This is a genomic window from Rhizobium sp. CG5, assembly GCF_023701945.1.
Classification (GTDB): domain Bacteria; phylum Pseudomonadota; class Alphaproteobacteria; order Rhizobiales; family Rhizobiaceae; genus Allorhizobium.
Window position 1 is genome coordinate 82,349 of the sequence record NZ_JABAEF010000013.1, and the last position, 15,955, is coordinate 98,303.

Consider the following 15,955-nt stretch of genomic DNA (forward strand, 5'->3'; position numbering starts at 1 on the left):
GACGGGTTGGGTATTTGCAGGCGAATTGCTTGTCGTGAATGCCGCGCTAGACCCGAAGATCGGTCGGCGTGACGACATCTGCCGAAAATGGCAGGAAATGGCGCGTGTTCCACGTCACCACCACCAGCCCATGGGCCTTTGCCGTGCCGGCGATCAGGGCGTCGGCCATGCCGGGGCTGTGGCCGGCAGATATGGCCTGGGCCTCCAGGCCGCCGGCGATCGAGGCAATGTCCATATCGATGGAAAGAATGCGATCCTGGAAGATATGGACCAGCCCGTTCAGCCAGAGGCGGATGGCCTCGGCTTTGGCCGTGGCGCCCTTTGCCTCCAGCAAATGCTGGCCCTTTTCGATCTCGTGGATCGTCACCACCGAAAGATACAAGGCGTTTTGTGCATCCTGCTCGCGCATCCAGCTGAGAAAATCACCAGGGATATCGACCTTGGACGGCGACAGCATGGAGATGACGTTGGTGTCCAGCAGATAACCGTTCAAAGATCGACATCCCTCGACGGGGACGGATTGCGCTGCGGCTCCATGCCGCCCGGAAACGTCATCAGATAGTCGGCAAAGCTCGGACGATCCGTCTTCAAGGATTTCCGGGCGGCTTCGGCGGCCTCGAGAGAGACCAGAACGGCAGCGGGCTTGCCGTGGCGGGTGATGGTGACGAATTCGCCATTGACCGCATCATCGACAAGCTTGGAAAATCCGGCCTTGGCATCTTTCAGGCTGACGGTCGACATAACGAAAAGCCCTATTGTGATCACATATGACCACAATAGGGCTGTGCATGTTTCAAATCAAGCAGGCGGGAGGATAGTTTAGCCCCCCCAAAAGCCCTGCGTCACCTTACTTGGCAGGCTTCAGCGAGTTGATGATTTCCATCAGCACAGGCCCGTGCTTTTCCTGCTCGCCCTTGGTGCCCCAATAGGTGATGACCAGCAGCTTGTCGGGCTTGGGGGCAACGAAGGACAGGCCGATATTGACCGGGCCGTCCTTGTCCGTGCCGGACCAGTCGAGATTGCTCATGGTCATGCCGTTGAACTTGTCTTCCGACTCTTTCTGGGTGGCCGGATCGATGGTGATGCCGTTTTCCTCGAAGAAGGCGAAGGCATCCTCGATGACCTTGTCGCTGGTCTTCTCTTCAGCGACATCGATCGAGAAATAGATGGCGTCGTCATCGGACACGGCCTGAATGCCGGTCTCGGTTTCTTCCGGGTTCCAGGTGTCGGGAATGGTGATCGAGGCGACCGGCGTGTCGCTTGGAAACAGCAAGGTGGCAGCCTGCGAGCCGCAGGGCAGCAGAAGCGCCATCATGGTGGCGGCAAGAAGGGTCTTCATGGCGTTCTCTCCTCTAAGAAATGGCGGAATGCGTCAGGTGAAAAGTGGGATTCTGTCGAAAGCGGAGGCACGCGTTTGCCTTTGCCGCAAGCGGACTAAAACCAGGCTCGCCTAGCATGAAAACAGTTGTATTCCGATGAGGGTCCGGGCCCGGTGCAATAAAAGTCAGACGCGGAGGGCCGTTCGTCGTCATGCCTCTGTCACACAGAGGTCCTATCCAGCCGGCCAGTCTCCTCTTGCGAATGCGCCGTTCCATGTTCCCTGAAAAATCCGGCAATCCCCTGCTTCGCTTCGGCGTCGTCGCCGATCCGCAATATGCGCCGATCACGCCGAATATCCAGCTTGATCGCCACTATGCCAACAGCCTCGACAAGCTCCGGCAGGCCCTGACTCATTTCGACGATCTCGACCTCTCCTTCGTCGTGACGCTGGGCGACCTCATCGATCGCGATTTCGACAATTTCGACCGCGTGCTGCCGCTTTATGAAGGCTCGCGGCATCAGTGCCTGTTTCTGCCGGGCAATCATGATTTTGCCGTGGCTCCGGAGCGGCTTGGCGAGGTTCATGGCCGTCTCGGCATGCCGGCGCCCTATCATGACTTTGTGCGAAACGGCTGGCGGTTCATCCTGCTCGACGGCAACGAGATTTCGCTATTTGCCCCGCCGCCCGGCGATCCGCGCCGCACCGAGGCTGCCGATCGGCTGACAAGGCTGGAGCAGGTCGGCGCCGTCAATGCCAAGCCGTGGAATGCCGGCATGAGCGCCGCGCAGATCGGCTGGCTCGGCGAACGGCTGTTGCTGGCCGAACAGGCGGGCGAAAGGGTGGTGGTGATGGGCCACTATCCGCTTTTTCCGCAGACGGACCACACTCTCTGGGATGGGGAACAGGTGGCAGCGCTACTGTCTGCGTCGCCGGTTGTCGCGGCCTATCTCTGCGGCCATAATCATGTTGGCAATTATGGGTTCCTGGGTGGCTGCCACTTCGTCAATTTCAAGGGCATGGTGGATGGCGAAACCGAGAGTGCCTTTGCCGTGGTCGAGCTCTATCGCGATCGCATCGAGATCATCGGCTTCGGCCGGGAGGAAAGCCGCAGCCTGGCCTTTTAGGTCGATGCGGGGTTGCCGCTCGTCCAGCCGCTGATCCACAGATCCCGCAGACGGTTTCCCTCGCCGCGGAAGAAGGTGTCGTCCGGCTGGCAGTCCTCCACCCGGTCGGCGCGGAAATTGCGGATCGCCTGGCGCAGCTCGCACCAGGCGACGATCACCGCGGTCGCCGAATAGTAGATCAGCGCCAGCGGCCGGATCAGCCGCTCCGTCGCATTGCCCCATTCGTCGCGATAGTCGAGCAGCAGCTTCTGCTCGTCGCGGATGGCATGGCGCACCATGCCGAGGTCGATGCCGTCCGGTGCCGGCGCGATGCTGCCCCAGGCCTGCAGCGCATTGCTTTGCAGCACCTGGCGCAGCGGCCCCGGCACGGCGGCGGCGATCTTGGCATTGACGCCTTTGGCGGCCTGCTTCAATGCCTGGTCGCCGGTGCGCTCCAGCAGGGCCAGACCCAGCACGATCGCCTCGGTTTCCTCCACCGAAAACATCAGCGGCGGCAGGTCGAAGCCTGGCCGCAGGATATAGCCGAGCCCGCGCTCGCCCTCGATCGGCACGCGCATCGCCTGCAGCGCCACGATATCGCGATAGATCGACCGTGGCGTCACTTCCAGTTGATCGGCAATGGCCTGGGCGGTCACCGCGTGACGGGCACGTTTCAGGATCTGGATGATCTCGAACAGTCGCGATGCCTTGCGCAATGCGGTCTCCTTGAACGCTCCTGACACAACGCTGTCAGGAGGAGAGTTGTATGGACATCGCAACTATCTGAAATCTTGCCAAAAGATTCAGACTCGTCCTCGCTTCCTTCAAGGATACTGACATGAGTTACGCGGAAAATCTCTGGATTTTTCTTCTTCTTCTGACCGGCATCATCCTCGTGCCCGGCATGGACATGATCTATGTGCTGGCGAGTTCGCTGTCGGGCGGGCGGCGGTCCGGACTTGCCGCCACCGGCGGCATGATGCTCGGCGGCGCCATCCACACCCTGTTCGGGACGCTCGGCGCGGGACTGCTGGTGGCGCTGGCGCCCGCCCTGTTCGGACCGCTTTTGCTTCTCGGTGCCGGTTACATGATCTGGGTCGGGTTGCAGCTGGTGCGAAGCTCGATCACGGTCGCGGCTGTGGATGCTGGCCATCTCCACCGTCTGTGGGTGACCTTTCGCCAGGCGGTCACGACCTGCCTGCTCAATCCCAAGGCCTATCTGTTCGTCATCGCCGTCTATCCGCAATTTCTCAAGAGCCAATATGGTCCCTTGTGGCTGCAAGGCGTCGTGATGGGGCTGATGACAGTGCTGGTACAGGGCCTGGTTTATGGCGGCGTGGCGATGGCTGGCCATGGCGCGCGGCAGGCGCTCGTCTCGCATCCCGGTGTCACCAAGGCGATCGGCCGCGGCGCAGGGGTCTTGCTGATCATCGCGGCTGTCCTGACGCTGGTCCATGAATGGGCGTGAGGGCGAGGCTCATGGTGTCGCCGCCTGGGTCTGAAAAAGGTGTATTTCAGGCAGTTTTCTTGTTGAACATCAAATCCTTGCCGTTTGGCCCGGACTTCACCGCATTGTGACTTCATTCCTGTCATCGAAGTCTGCAAACATCTTATGGCTTGCCCATTGCAATCGCCGGTACGCCCGGCTCTCTACAAGGAGCGTTCTTCGATGAAGCTGAAACTCGCCCTGGCTGCGGCCGCAACTCTCTGTCTTGGCATCGCCGCGGCTTCTGCTGCCGGCGAGCCGCAGGTCGTCCGTCAGGACATGATGAAGAAGGTTGGCGGCGCCATGGGTGCGCTCGGTGCGATCGCCAAGGGCGAAAAACCGTTTGATGCCGAAGTGATCAAAGCGTCGCTCTCCACCATGGCCGAAGTCGGCAAGACCTTTCCGGACCAGTTCCCCGCCGGTTCCGAAGTCGGTCTGGAAACGGAAGCCAGCCCGAAGATCTGGGAAGACATGGAAGGCTTCAAGGCCAAGTCTGCGGCCCTGGTCACGGTGGCCGAAGCGCAGCTCGCTGCCATGCCGACGGATCAGGCCAGCGTCGGCGCGATGATGAAGACCGTCGGCGGTACCTGCGGCGATTGCCACCAGACTTTCCGCCTGAAGAAGTAAGCCTCATCGGCCCTGCCATGGCCGGCTGTCGTCTTTGACGTGTGGCTGGCCATGGCGCTTTTATTTTCTGACATGAACTGTGCTTTGCGGAGGGTGCCATGGCATCGAAATGGCTCAAGGGGCTCGGCGTTCTGGTGGCACTTGGCGTGGTCGGCGCTGGTGGTTTTCTGCTGGTGACGGCACCTGACCCACAGAGTGATAGCGTCTGGGCCAATCTCGGCGAGCCCGACCTTGTCAATGGCCGCACGGTATTCTTTGCCGGCGGCTGTACCAGCTGTCATGCCGCCGCCGGATCGCAGGGCGATGCCCGCCTGGTGCTATCCGGCGGCGCACCGCTGAAAAGCTCGTTCGGCACCTTCCATGCCCCCAATATTTCCAGCGACGCGACTGCCGGGATCGGCGCCTGGACGCTTGCCGAATTCGGCAATGCCATGACGCGCGGCGTCGGGCGGCAGGGCGAACATCTCTATCCGTCCTTTCCCTATGGGTCCTATGCCCGGATGAGCCCGAAGGACGTCAACGACCTCTACGGTTTCATGAAGACCCTGCCGGCCAGTTCCGCGGTGGCGCCGCCGCATGACTTGCCGTTCCCCTTCAACATTCGCCTGGTGCTGGGCGGCTGGAAACTGCTCTACTTTACCGACGCGCCGCGGGTCGAGATCGCCAATGCCAGCGACGTGGTGAAGCGCGGCCAATATCTGGTCGAGGGCCCCGGCCATTGCGGCGAATGCCACAGTCCGCGCGATGCGCTGGGTGGGTTCAAGTCCGGCCAATGGCTGGCGGGCGGCCCTAATCCTGAAGGCGAAGGCACGATCCCCAATATCACGCCGGGCTCGAAAAGCATTGGCAGCTGGAGCGAAGGCGATATCGCGACCTATCTCGAAACGGGCTTTACGCCCGACTTCGACAGCGTCGGCGGCTCGATGGTCGAGGTGCAGAAGAACATGGCGGAACTGCCGGCTGCCGACCGTGAGGCGATTGCCGCCTATCTGAAGGCGATCCCGGCGGTGCCATGAGATTGCCGATGCCGACATCCGTCCAGCGTCGCGTAAGCCTGTGCGCTCAGAGTGACGCCCGGGGAAGACGGAGGAGACGGACGCGGCATGACCAATGAACGCAGGCGAATGGAAAGCGCGCTTCGCACGCTTCTCGACAGCTATCCCGATCCGGCCCTGCACCGCTGGGTCAGCCAGACGATCGACGCCTTTGCCGCGCGCTTGAGCGGTATTGCCGATCCGCGCGAGCGCGACCATGCCTATCAGGCGGCCCTCATTCTCATCAAGACAACCCTGCAGCAATGGTCAAAAGACCGGCCGGTCTTTCATTGATCCGCGCCTGATCCAGGTGCAAGGCCGCGGAAGCCTATCGATGTTCGCCGGCAAAGGCGGTGATTTCGTCTTGCGCCTCCGGTGTCCAGAGATCGAGGGCTTTGAGAATTTCCGTCGTGAAGCTGACCGGCGCCGTGCCCGGGGCCGTCACCACGCGACTGTTGGACATCGCCTGCGGCTGGTCGCGATAATGGGCGGTGCCCCGATAGGCCGGATAGGCCTGGTGCGAGGCCAGTCGGTTACCGGTATGGACGACATCATCGAGCACACCGGTCGCCGCCAGCGCGCTCGCCGCCGCGCAGATGCCGGCCACCACCTTACCGGCCTCCTTGAACGACCGGGCAAGGGTCCCAAAATCCGGTGCCGCTCCATTTTCCCAGGACAGCCCGCCGGGAATCACCAGCGCATCAAAGGTTGCGGCGTCCAGATCGCCATATCCGATGTCGGGCGTCACCTTCAGGCCGCCCGTCGAGGTCACGGGCCTGCCATCCGGCGAGGCGGTGATCACCTCCACGCCGAGATAGGAGCGCGCCACCGCCATCAGCAGGGCGCATTCCCAATCGGCAAAGTCGGGGGTCAGGGCAATGGCGATGCGGGTTGCGGGCAGAGTCGTCGTGCTGGTCATGGCAAACCTCGTTTCAGACGTTCAGGAGAGGGCCTGCATGTAGCGCATGCCGGTGACCGGCCGCGGGATGAAATCCATGTTCTCGTAGAAGCGATGGGCGGCGAAATTGCCGGTGGCCGCGCTGACCGACAGGTAATCGCAGCCGGCCGTCCGGGCGATTTCGCGGGCGCGTGCCACCAGATGATGGCCGATGCCGTTGCCGCGCTGGCCGTCGCGCACGTAGAGATGGTGCAGGTCCATGCCGCGCTTGCCTTCCTGAGCCTTGTAGAGCGGCACGAGAATGGCGTAGCCGATCAGCCCGTCATCGCCTTCGGCCACCAGGGCGGTGATCCAGGGCAGGGGGCCGAACAGGTCGCGTTGCAGTTTCTCAGGTGTGATGTCCGCAGCGTCGCCGTGATGGGCAGCAAGGGCTGCGATCATCTGGTTCAATTCCGGCAGGTCATGCGGCTTGGCGCTGCGGATGACGACCACCGGCGGGCGCGGCAGGGTGATATCGGTATCTTCGGTCATGTCGAACTTCCCTTAATTCCGTATGCGCCGTCAGGGGAAGCTGGTTGAAACAACAAGGCCGCCTGACGGCGGCCTGTTGACATTGTGATCTGTCGAGCCGCCCTCTAGAGGTAGGCCCAAAAATACGTGCAGGAGATGGTTGTGCGCGTGTCGATCATGGGCGTTTAGATGCGCTGGATTCAATCGATTGTCAAGAGAGCCGGTGCTGTTCCCAACGCCGGATCGCTGATACAATTATTTCGTCGAGCAACAGGAAATGTCCCATGTCTGTGCGGTTGGTTTTGAGCGAGAGTGATGAGAAACGCATTGAGAGACAACTGTCGACGGGCCTCTATGCCGATGCATCCGATGTTGTGAGAGCCGGCCTTGAGATGCTGGAGGATCTTCACGATAGCCACGATCGCTGGCTTGCCGAAGATGTTCATCGTCGGATGCTGAGTGCCGAACAGGAACCATCGATTCTCCGGCCTGCCGACGAGGTCTTTTCGGCTATTGAATTACGCCACCAGACAAAGCTTGCCGGACAACAGGATAAATGACCCATTCGCTCGTCATCCATCCGGAGGCGGAAAGCGAACTGAATGCGATATATGACTACATTTCCGAACGCACTGGACCTGAGTTTGCCTGGGCCTATATTCGCGGTGTGAGGGATTATCTCTATCGGCTGAGCGAATTTCCGGAACGGGGCTCGATCAGAGATGCCAATGTCAACGGGTTGCGCCTGATCGGCTATCGCAAGCGCTTGAGCATTGCCTTTGTCGTTCGCGAAAATAATTTAATTATCCTCGGATTCTTCTATGCGGGGCGCAATATCAATCCGTCGGTATTGAGGGAGAGGAATCTTGGATTTGATGGTCCCTGAGGCCCACCCTGGCGCGTAGCCGAGAGCCCTTTGTGTGTGCCCAAACTCCATAATCTTCAATGCTCATGCCCACACAGCCCGTGGTCCGATAGCGCCCGGATGACATAACAATCCTCGATCGAGTGACCGTCGCAATGGGAGACGATGCGTTGCAGTTCGGTTTCCAGCCGGCGCAGCTTTGCGATCTTTTCGCGCACATCATCGAGATGCGCCTTGGCGATGCGGTCGGCCTCGCCGCAGGGGCGCTCGGGATGCTGGCTCAGCGCGATCAGATCGCGGATCGCCTCGATGGTCAGGCCGAGATCGCGGGCATGGCGGATAAAGGTCAGCCGGTCGAGTTCAGGGCGCCCGTAGCGGCGCTGGTTGCCCTCGGAGCGGTCCGGCGCCTGCAACAGCCCCATCTGCTCGTAATAGCGGATGGTCGGTACCTTGACGCCGGTCCGTCTGGAAATCTCGCCGATCCCGTACATGTCTTCAGAATTCCTCTTGAACCTCTAGTCGCTAGAGAGATTAAGAAAGGATCCAGACGGAATCAAGACCGAGAGGATCGATGGTGACGCCAATGTGCGATCCGTGTGGTTGTGCTGGCGCAATGATGCGATCGGCAATGTCATCGTCATGATCGCTGCCTTCGCGGTCTGGGGCACGGCGACGGTCTGGCCGGATCTGATCGTGGCCGGCATCATGGCGGGTCTTTTCCTGTCCTCGGCCTTCCAGATCCTGCGCCAGTCGCTGGCGGAGTGGCAGGCTGGCGGAACCGTGGCTCCAGAATGCAGAGCCAGGCGGTCATGTTCTTGCAAAGGGCTCGTGTGACCACAGTCATGGGCCGCATTCGCATCATGAACATGGGCACTGAGTGTGCTACTTAAAAAGGAATGCAATTTGTCAACCGCCCGCTCAATCTTTTGCTAGGTTTCGAGGTTGTTTGGTGGTAACTTTTTCGTGGGGCTTGCATAAAAACACGAAAAAGCGGGTGTCTCGCCTTTGTGGCCGACGATTCCTGGGAGTTGGGGTATGTCAATTGTATTGAAATCGCGGGGAGGGCGTCCGCTTGCCTTTTCCGTGGACGAGAGGCGGCGATTGATCTTGGCCGCAGCCGAGCGTGTTTTCGTGGATCAGGGCTACGGCGCTTCCACGATGGAAGAAATCGCGCGCGCGGCGGAAATGTCGAAGAAGACGCTTTATCAGTATTTTACCGATAAGGAATCGCTGTTTGCAGCCTTGCTGCAAAGCGATGTCATGCCGGATTTTCCCGAGGTGCCGGCCGATGGTCCAGCGTCGCCGGAACTCTTGCGGGAAACGTTTTCGACGATCGCCCGTGCTATACTGGCTCCCCGGCATATCGCGCTGACGCGCCTGGTCATTTCAGAAGCGCCGAAGACGCCGGAACTGGCCGCCAGTTTCTATTATAACTATATCGAACGGTTCCGCCGCACGGTGTTTGATCGCCTGCTGGAGCTGGAAAACGCCGGAATGGTCGAAGCAACCCGAGCGCTCGCCATGATCGAGCCGATCATGGGGATTATCCTGGGTCCGGTGCATATCAAGACGCTGCTATGCTGCGAGATGGCTTGCAACGAGGCGCTGGAAGAGCGCGTTGATTTTGTGATGAAGCTGATCGGGTTGGAGTGCCCGGATCGGGCGCTGCGGGACACGGCCGAGCGGCGGGCCAAGATTGCGTCCGTCTAGCAGATAGCCTGATTTATTCGTCGTCGGCCGTCATGTTTTCGAGGTAGAAAGCTTCGATCTGTTCCGAAGGAGACGCGGGAAGGCGGTCGTCTTTGGCCGTGGTGGCAGTCGTCGGCACGGCCGTAGCGGCTCTCTTGCCACCCTCGATGCTCCAGAGGGCATTGGCCAGCGATGAAGACAGAAGGGTGCTGCTGACCGCGACGCTTCCCGTGGCGCGCGATCGGGTCGCGGTCACGGCTTCTGCCGCGTTCTCATCGCTTTCGATGCCGCTGTACACAAAGCGGTTCTGGTAATAAGCATTGCTTAGGCTGCTGTCGATCCTCATAGCAGACCCTTTCATAATTGCTCGTTAACCTTTTATTAACCTTTGAAGCTTGCGCGGGGCTTGCGTCATTCGCCTTTGCCGCGCATTAGCAAAAATGTGGCATGGCTCTTGCTCTAACCAAATCTGGGGTTCGGCTGCCGTTTCTCCGGTTATCTAGTGTCGCCGATGTGGCAAAAGGGGCCACCTGGTGCTACCTCTGCGGGCGGTACACGATAAATCCGGAGAGAGACGCATGTTGAAACTTTATGTCGCGCCAGGCAGCTGCTCGCTTGCCCCGCATATCGCGCTTGAGGAAGCGGGAGCGGATTACCTGGCCGAGAAGGTGGAATTGGGAAAGGGCGTGCAGCACCAGCCGGATTTTCTGGCCATCAATCCCAAGGCCCGCGTGCCGGCATTGGCGACCGATCGCGGTATTCTCACCGAAAATCCGGCTATCCTGGCCTATATTGCGCAAGCCTATCCAAAGTCCGACCTGGCGCCGCTCGATGATGCCTTCGCCTTTGCGCAGGTTCAGTCCTTCAATGCCTATCTGGCCTCGACCGTGCATGTCGCCCACGCCCACCGGCCGCGCGGCAGCCGCTGGGCGGACGATCCGGCAGCGCTGGAGGCGATGAAGCTGAAAGTGCCGAAAAACATGACGGATTGCTTCAACCTGATCGAAGACAAGATGTTTGCCGGCCCCTGGGTCATGGGCGAACAGTATACGATCGCCGATCCCTATCTGTTCACGATGGCCAGCTGGCTGGAATCCGATGGCGTCGATCCCGCCCGCTTTCCGAAAGTTCTCGACCACCGCAACCGCATGGCGGAGCGCCTGGCGGTCAAGGCTGTGCTGGCGTGGCTGAAGGGATAAGCTTCGGCCTCACTCGGCCGGCTTGGAGATCGGGGTTACGCTGAACTTCAGGCCCAGGGCCCTGGCGACACCCAGAACAGTCGAGAATTTGGGGTCGCCCTTGTCGCTCAGTGCCTTGTAGAGGGCTTCCCGGGTGACGCCGGCATCGCGGGCGACACTCGTCATGCCGCGGGCCTTGGCAATGACACCGAAGGCATTGGCGATATAGTGGATATCGCCGGTCTCAAGGGCGTCGGCCAAAAGCGCTGCTTGCGCTTGAGCGTCGGGGAAGAATTCCGAAGCGTCGAAGGGAATGGTCTCAGCTTTCATCGTCATGTTCCTTCGCCAGCGACTTGGCGCGCTGAATGTCCTTGGCTTGAGTGCTCTTGTCTCCACCACACAAGAGTATGACGATGGCGGCGCCGCGCCTGACGAAATAGACCCGGTATCCGGGTCCATAATCGATACGAAGCTCGCCTATGCCCTCGAAATACTTCACATCGCCGATCAGGCCTGATTGAAGACGAACAAGACGAGTAGCGATCCTGATCTGCGCTTGCCGATCCGCCAGCTTGCGCAGCCATTTTATGAAATCTGGATGCTGGCGTATCTCCACCATGTGAACTATAGTTCACAGTTGCGGGGAGGTCAATATCCCGTCGGCTGTGAAGATAAGCGCCTTGCCCTCACATCCTGCCCGCCACCTTGATCGCGAACGCATACTCAAAGGCGGTTTCCTCCAGGCGCTGGAAGCGTCCCGACTTGCCGCCGTGGCCGGCGGCCATGTTGGTCTTCAGGAGGATCGGCGCACCGCCGGTGCTGTGCTCGCGGAGCTTGGCCACCCACTTGGTCGGCTCCCAATAGGTGACGCGCGGGTCGGTCAGGCCGGAGAGCGCCAGAACCGGCGGATAGGGTTTGGCGCCGACATTGTCATACGGGCTATAGGCGGCGATCCAGCGGTATTCTTCCTCCGATTCGATCGGGTTGCCCCATTCCGGCCATTCCGGCGGGGTCAGCGGCAGGGTGTCGTCGAGCATGGTGTTCAGAACGTCGACAAAGGGCACCGCCGCGATCACGCCGGCGAATTTTTCCGGAGCCATGTTGGCGATCGCGCCCATCAGCATGCCGCCGGCCGAGCCGCCTTCGGCGATGATGTTCTCGTAGGAGGTAACCTTCTCGCTGACTAGGTGGTCGGCAGCCGAGATGAAATCCTTGAAGGTGTTGACCTTCTTTTCCATCTTGCCGTCTTCATACCACTTAAAACCCTTGTCCTTGCCGCCGCGGATATGGGCGATGGCATAGACAAAGCCGCGATCGGCGAGCGACAGGCAATTGGTGTTGAAGCCGGCCGGAATGGTCATGCCATAGGCGCCATAGCCATAGAGCAGGCAGGGGGCGGAGCCGTCGAGGACAGTGTCCTTGCGGTACAATAGAGTGACCGGCACCAGTTCGCCGTCATGGGCGGGCGCAAAGACGCGGCGGGTGACGTAGTCGTCGGGATTGTGACCGGACGGCACTTCCTGGGTCTTCAACAGCGTGCGCTCACGGGTCGCCATGTCGTAGTCGTAAAGCTGGCTCGGCGTGGTCATCGAGGAATAGGAAAAGCGGATGACATCCGTGTCGTATTCGGCGGCACCCTGCAGGCCGAGAGAATAGGCCTCTTCGTCAAAGGCGATCGCATGCTCTTCTCCGGTCGCGCGGTCGCGGATCATGATGCGCGGCAGGCCGTCGCGGCGCTCCAGCCAGAGCAGATGGCGGGCAAAGGCCATGTGGCTGAGGATCAGCCGGCCCGGTTCGTGCGGCACCAGTTCCGCCCAATGCTCCTTGCCCGGCGTTGCTGCCGGCGCCACGCAGATCTTGAAGTCCTTGGCGCCATCGGCATTGGTCAGGATGTAGAAGACGTCGCCGCCTTCGGTCATCGAATATTCGACGCCTTCGTCGCGTTCGGCCACGATCGCCGGCTCGGCGGTCAGGTCGCTGGTCGAGAGAATGCGGTATTCCGAGGTCTCGTGGTCATGGATGTCGATATAGATATAGTCGTCGAGCAGCGAGCCGCCGACGCCCATGAAGAAGCCCGGATCGGTTTCCTCATAGACCAGACGATCCTCGCTCTGCGGCTGGCCGATGATATGGTGGAAGACTTTCGACGGTCGGTGGTTGTCGTCCTGCAGCGTGTAGAAAAAGCTCTTGCCGTCCGGCGCCCAGGCGCCGCCGCCACCGGAGTTCTCGATCACGTCGCCAAGATCCTCGCCGGTCGCCAGATCGCGGACCCGCAGGGTGAAATATTCCGATCCCTTATCGTCATAGCCCCAGATGCCAAGGCTGTGATCGGTCGAATGGTCGATGCCTGCCAGGCGGAAATAGTCCTTGCCGGCGGCTTCCTTGTCGCCGTCCAGCAGCAGCTGGCGGATCGATTCGTCCGTGTGATCGGCGTCGCGGGGCAGGCGGAAATAGCGCGGCTGCTCGCCGCCGGTGACGAATGCCGTGCCATAGGCAAACGGGCCGTCCTTCATCGGAATGGACGAATCGTCCTCCTTGATGCGGCCTTTCATCTCTGCAAACAGTTTTTTCTGCAGGTCCTTGGTGTCGGCCATGGCCGCGTCCATATAGGCGTTTTCCGCCTCCAGATGGCGGCGCAACTCGGCGTCCAGCAGCGTCGGATCCTTGAACATCGCCTGCCAGTTGTCGGCCCGCATCCAGGCATAGTCGTCGGTGCGGGTTATGCCGTGGCGGGTATCCTGGTGCTGTTTCTTCGGCGCGACGGGAGCCTCGGGCAGGTTCTGGAAGACGGACTTCGGTGTGGAGGACAAGGGCTGGTCTCGCTCTATCGGAGGTATCGGTACAGGCCTTGAGAGATAGACAGAGGGCGGGCGCCGATCAAGGGGCGAATGAACTGTCACCGATCGGCTCGCCGCTGCCATGGTGCTCGCACAGGATGCCATTGTCCGAAAGGCACCCGGCAAACTGCTGAAAACCCATGCTGGCGGGCCCGAATTATTGAAACTGAGAGGCGTAAGAAAATATGCGGGCGGCTTTGCAGGTCAAACTATTGTGTGGCATTCCTGCGTGTACATTCATCAAATCTCAAATAAGCCCGTATATGTATTGTCGGATGCAGGGCATGACCGGCGAAACGTTAGAAACGTCTCGCCCGCCCGGCTGGTCAGGAGCATGTCGCGCTCCGAATATCCCTGTCTGCCGACCATGATCGCAGGGGATATCCGCGAATTTGGAGATTGACCGCGGTTCCGGCGCGCCCGTTCGGACGTGCCGCGCGGCAGAACGGAGCGCCGGGTGGCGGAACTGGTACCGACGACAGAGCGGCAGGTCGATGCTGCCGATATCCTGATTGAGGAAGAGGCGCTGCGCCGTGCGGATGCGCTTTTGCTGGAGGAGGAAATGGCCAAGGCCATTCATCCGATCATTGCCCGGGCCATGACGCCGCTCGCCACCTATTTCGGTGGCATCATCATCGTCTACTATTTTCTGGAAACGACGGGCGGTTTCCTGGTCATGTCGGTCCTGTCGGCGATGACGGCGGCTATCCTTCTGCTGGCCGAACACCGATGGCTGGCGGACTATCGCAGCATTCGGCAGCTGGAAGCGGCCAGCGCCATCGTCGGCTTGTTGATCTACGCCAATATCCTCGCCTTCCTGCATTTCCACCCGGAACCGGTGCGGCTGTCCTATTTCATCCTGGCGATGATGTGCGTGGTGACGGTCGGTGCCACCTTGCGGGTGGTGATCGGCGGCGCCTTGCTGTCGTTGTGCACCATGTTGTGGCTGGCCTATGGCCTGGGGCCGGACATCCTCGCGCAATATGCGATGCTGGGCATTGCCTGCATTTTTGTTGCTTTCGGCATGGTTCTGTTGATGCGCAATGCCATCGGGCGCGCCGTGAAGGCGCGGATCCTGGCCGATGCGTTGCGCGGCAAGGCGCTGGAGCAGGCTTACAAGGATGCGCTGACCAGTCTTCCGAACCGTCGCCGGTTCTTTACCGAACTGGAAGCCTTGCTTGAGCCCGGCGCGGCTTCGGAACCGTTTTTTATGGGGATCATCGATCTCGACGGGTTCAAGCCGGTCAATGACCTCTATGGTCACGCGGTTGGTGACGAGCTGCTGATCCAGGTCGGCGAGCGTCTGCAATCGATTTTCGCCGAGGAACACATGGTGGCCAGGCTTGGCGGCGACGAATTCTCGCTGCTGATCACCAGGCCGATCGACGATCAGGCCTTGCAGGCGCTTGGCCGGGAAGCCATCGAGGCGCTCAAGCGGCCGTTTCGGGTCGGCGATCGCGACGTCACCATTTCCGGCTCGGGCGGCTTTGCCCAGTTTCCGCGCAATGGCCGCACGGCCGGCGAAATCTACGAGCGTGCCGATCATGCGCTCTACAGTGCCAAGAGCCATCGCCGCGGCGATATCGTCATCTTCGACGATCGCCATGAGGCCGATATCGGCAATATGGGCCGGGTCGAGCAGGCATTGCGCATCGCCGATCTCAATCGCGAGCTTTCGGTGGTCTTCCAACCGCAGATCGACGTGATCGCGCGGCGCACCGTCGGCTTCGAAGCCTTGGCGCGCTGGGAGAGTTGCCGGCTTGGCAAGGTGGCCCCGGACGTCTTCATCGCCGCGGCAGAACGTTCCGGGCTGATCGAGATGGTCACCGAAACCCTGTTGCGCAAGACGCTCTGCGCCATGGCGGACCTTCCCTCCGATATCCGCGTCGCCTTCAATCTCTCGGCCTGCGATCTCGTCTCGGAGCGGTCGATCAGCCATATCTGCTCGCTCGTCAGGCAGAGTGGCATAGAGCCGGGCCGGCTGGAATTCGAAATCACCGAGACGGCGATGATGACGGATTTTGAGCGTGCCCGGGAAGCTCTGGCCACTCTGTCGGCAATGGGATGCCGGATCGCGCTCGACGATTTCGGATCGGGTTATTCGAGTTTTGGCTATATCCACCGGTTTCCGTTGAACAAGATCAAGACCGACCGGGGTTTTGTCAGCCAGCTGGACGATGGGGCGATCGGCCACAACATCATTCGCGCCATGGTGGATCTGTGCCGCAACCTCAATCTGGACTGCCTTGTCGAGGGCGTCGAGACCTTGGCGCAGATGGAGGCCGCCCAGGCCTCAGGCGCCCGTTACGTTCAGGGCTATTATTTCGGCCGGCCGATGCCGATGGCCGAGGTTCTCGACTATCTGGCGGTCGAAGCCACCAAGAGCGAGCGCTTCGTGTCCTGACGT

At 60.6% G+C, this 15,955-nt stretch carries 21 protein-coding genes and 1 pseudogene; 11 read left to right on the forward strand and 11 right to left on the reverse strand.

The window, feature by feature from the left end:
- Positions 1 to 46 precede the first annotated feature (46 nt).
- The 3 genes from HGO38_RS20335 to HGO38_RS20345 all read right to left on the reverse strand — a co-directional run bounded on the left by HGO38_RS20335 (position 47) and on the right by HGO38_RS20345 (position 1,339).
- Complete coding sequence (locus HGO38_RS20335; RefSeq protein ID WP_250957729.1) at positions 47 to 493, reverse strand: type II toxin-antitoxin system VapC family toxin; 447 nt, start codon at positions 491 to 493, stop codon at positions 47 to 49.
- Complete coding sequence (locus HGO38_RS20340) at positions 490 to 741, reverse strand: type II toxin-antitoxin system Phd/YefM family antitoxin (protein ID WP_250957730.1); 252 nt, start codon at positions 739 to 741, stop codon at positions 490 to 492. Before HGO38_RS20340 ends, HGO38_RS20335 begins: the two co-directional genes overlap by 4 nt.
- Positions 742 to 847: 106 nt before the next feature.
- Complete coding sequence (locus HGO38_RS20345) at positions 848 to 1,339, reverse strand: histidine kinase (RefSeq protein WP_250957731.1); 492 nt, start codon at positions 1,337 to 1,339, stop codon at positions 848 to 850.
- Positions 1,340 to 1,593: 254 nt separating this feature from the next.
- On the opposite strand from HGO38_RS20345, the gene HGO38_RS20350 reads away from it, so the two are divergent.
- The gene (locus HGO38_RS20350) at positions 1,594 to 2,445 is read left to right on the forward strand and encodes a metallophosphoesterase (RefSeq protein ID WP_250957732.1); all 852 of its coding nucleotides are present in this window, start codon (positions 1,594 to 1,596) and stop codon (positions 2,443 to 2,445) included.
- Here the strand turns inward: HGO38_RS20350 and HGO38_RS20355 are convergent.
- Positions 2,442 to 3,140: a helix-turn-helix transcriptional regulator gene (locus HGO38_RS20355; RefSeq protein WP_250957733.1), complete on the reverse strand. Its 699-nt coding sequence runs from the start codon at positions 3,138 to 3,140 to the stop codon at positions 2,442 to 2,444. The genes HGO38_RS20350 and HGO38_RS20355 overlap by 4 nt on opposite strands.
- Before the next feature lie 122 nt (positions 3,141 to 3,262).
- Between HGO38_RS20355 and HGO38_RS20360 the strand changes: the two genes are divergently transcribed.
- From HGO38_RS20360 to HGO38_RS20375, 4 genes are all read left to right on the forward strand, one after another.
- Positions 3,263 to 3,892, forward strand: coding sequence for a LysE family translocator (locus tag HGO38_RS20360; protein ID WP_250957734.1), 630 nt, complete (start codon positions 3,263 to 3,265; stop codon positions 3,890 to 3,892).
- 201 nt (positions 3,893 to 4,093) lie between these two features.
- Complete coding sequence (locus HGO38_RS20365; protein ID WP_250957735.1) at positions 4,094 to 4,537, forward strand: c-type cytochrome; 444 nt, start codon at positions 4,094 to 4,096, stop codon at positions 4,535 to 4,537.
- 98 nt (positions 4,538 to 4,635) lie between these two features.
- The gene (locus HGO38_RS20370) at positions 4,636 to 5,553 is read left to right on the forward strand and encodes a cytochrome c (protein WP_250957736.1); all 918 of its coding nucleotides are present in this window, start codon (positions 4,636 to 4,638) and stop codon (positions 5,551 to 5,553) included.
- 87 nt (positions 5,554 to 5,640) lie between these two features.
- The gene (locus tag HGO38_RS20375) at positions 5,641 to 5,865 is read left to right on the forward strand and encodes a hypothetical protein (protein WP_250957737.1); all 225 of its coding nucleotides are present in this window, start codon (positions 5,641 to 5,643) and stop codon (positions 5,863 to 5,865) included.
- A gap of 34 nt (positions 5,866 to 5,899) precedes the next feature.
- On the opposite strand, the gene HGO38_RS20380 is transcribed toward HGO38_RS20375, so the two are convergent.
- Positions 5,900 to 6,490 (reverse strand): type 1 glutamine amidotransferase family protein, encoded by a 591-nt coding sequence (locus HGO38_RS20380; protein WP_250957738.1) that lies wholly within the window; start codon positions 6,488 to 6,490, stop codon positions 5,900 to 5,902.
- A gap of 21 nt (positions 6,491 to 6,511) precedes the next feature.
- Positions 6,512 to 7,000 carry a GNAT family N-acetyltransferase gene (locus tag HGO38_RS20385; RefSeq protein ID WP_250957739.1) on the reverse strand — a complete coding sequence of 163 codons (489 nt, stop codon included), beginning with the start codon at positions 6,998 to 7,000 and terminating at the stop codon, positions 6,512 to 6,514.
- Positions 7,001 to 7,263: 263 nt separating this feature from the next.
- On the opposite strand from HGO38_RS20385, the gene HGO38_RS20390 reads away from it, so the two are divergent.
- Positions 7,264 to 7,539, forward strand: coding sequence for a ribbon-helix-helix domain-containing protein (locus tag HGO38_RS20390; RefSeq protein ID WP_250957740.1), 276 nt, complete (start codon positions 7,264 to 7,266; stop codon positions 7,537 to 7,539).
- Positions 7,536 to 7,865: a type II toxin-antitoxin system RelE/ParE family toxin gene (locus HGO38_RS20395; RefSeq protein ID WP_250957741.1), complete on the forward strand. Its 330-nt coding sequence runs from the start codon at positions 7,536 to 7,538 to the stop codon at positions 7,863 to 7,865. The genes HGO38_RS20390 and HGO38_RS20395 overlap by 4 nt, the downstream gene beginning before the upstream one ends.
- A 56-nt stretch (positions 7,866 to 7,921) precedes the next feature.
- Here HGO38_RS20395 and HGO38_RS20400 read toward each other — a convergent pair whose 3' ends face one another.
- Positions 7,922 to 8,335 carry a MerR family transcriptional regulator gene (locus HGO38_RS20400; protein WP_250957742.1) on the reverse strand — a complete coding sequence of 138 codons (414 nt, stop codon included), beginning with the start codon at positions 8,333 to 8,335 and terminating at the stop codon, positions 7,922 to 7,924.
- Positions 8,336 to 8,414: 79 nt separating this feature from the next.
- Here HGO38_RS20400 and HGO38_RS20405 point away from each other — a divergent pair.
- Positions 8,415 to 8,721 (forward strand): annotated as a pseudogene (locus HGO38_RS20405) (cation efflux transmembrane domain-containing protein); the annotation flags it as partial.
- 224 nt (positions 8,722 to 8,945) lie between these two features.
- Positions 8,946 to 9,554, forward strand: a complete 609-nt coding sequence (locus HGO38_RS20410) for a TetR/AcrR family transcriptional regulator (protein WP_250957743.1) — start codon at positions 8,946 to 8,948, stop codon at positions 9,552 to 9,554.
- A 13-nt stretch (positions 9,555 to 9,567) separates the two neighbouring features.
- On the opposite strand, the gene HGO38_RS20415 is transcribed toward HGO38_RS20410, so the two are convergent.
- Positions 9,568 to 9,879, reverse strand: a complete 312-nt coding sequence (locus HGO38_RS20415) for a hypothetical protein (protein WP_250957744.1) — start codon at positions 9,877 to 9,879, stop codon at positions 9,568 to 9,570.
- Positions 9,880 to 10,111: 232 nt separating this feature from the next.
- Here HGO38_RS20415 and HGO38_RS20420 point away from each other — a divergent pair, with 232 nt between their 5' ends.
- A complete protein-coding gene (locus HGO38_RS20420) occupies positions 10,112 to 10,732 on the forward strand; it encodes a glutathione S-transferase family protein (RefSeq protein WP_250957745.1) in 621 nt (206 codons plus the stop codon).
- 9 nt (positions 10,733 to 10,741) lie between these two features.
- Here HGO38_RS20420 and HGO38_RS20425 read toward each other — a convergent pair whose 3' ends face one another.
- The 3 genes from HGO38_RS20425 to HGO38_RS20435 all read right to left on the reverse strand — a co-directional run bounded on the left by HGO38_RS20425 (position 10,742) and on the right by HGO38_RS20435 (position 13,521).
- A complete protein-coding gene (locus tag HGO38_RS20425; protein WP_502941604.1) occupies positions 10,742 to 11,047 on the reverse strand; it encodes an addiction module antidote protein in 306 nt (101 codons plus the stop codon).
- Positions 11,031 to 11,330 (reverse strand): type II toxin-antitoxin system RelE/ParE family toxin, encoded by a 300-nt coding sequence (locus HGO38_RS20430; RefSeq protein ID WP_250957746.1) that lies wholly within the window; start codon positions 11,328 to 11,330, stop codon positions 11,031 to 11,033. The genes HGO38_RS20425 and HGO38_RS20430 overlap by 17 nt, the downstream gene beginning before the upstream one ends.
- A gap of 67 nt (positions 11,331 to 11,397) precedes the next feature.
- A complete protein-coding gene (locus HGO38_RS20435) occupies positions 11,398 to 13,521 on the reverse strand; it encodes a S9 family peptidase (protein ID WP_250957747.1) in 2,124 nt (707 codons plus the stop codon).
- 484 nt (positions 13,522 to 14,005) lie between these two features.
- Between HGO38_RS20435 and HGO38_RS20440 the strand changes: the two genes are divergently transcribed.
- Entirely contained in the window at positions 14,006 to 15,952 is a 1,947-nt protein-coding gene (locus HGO38_RS20440) for a putative bifunctional diguanylate cyclase/phosphodiesterase (protein WP_250957748.1), read from the forward strand.
- The last annotated feature ends 3 nt before the right edge of the window (positions 15,953 to 15,955 follow it).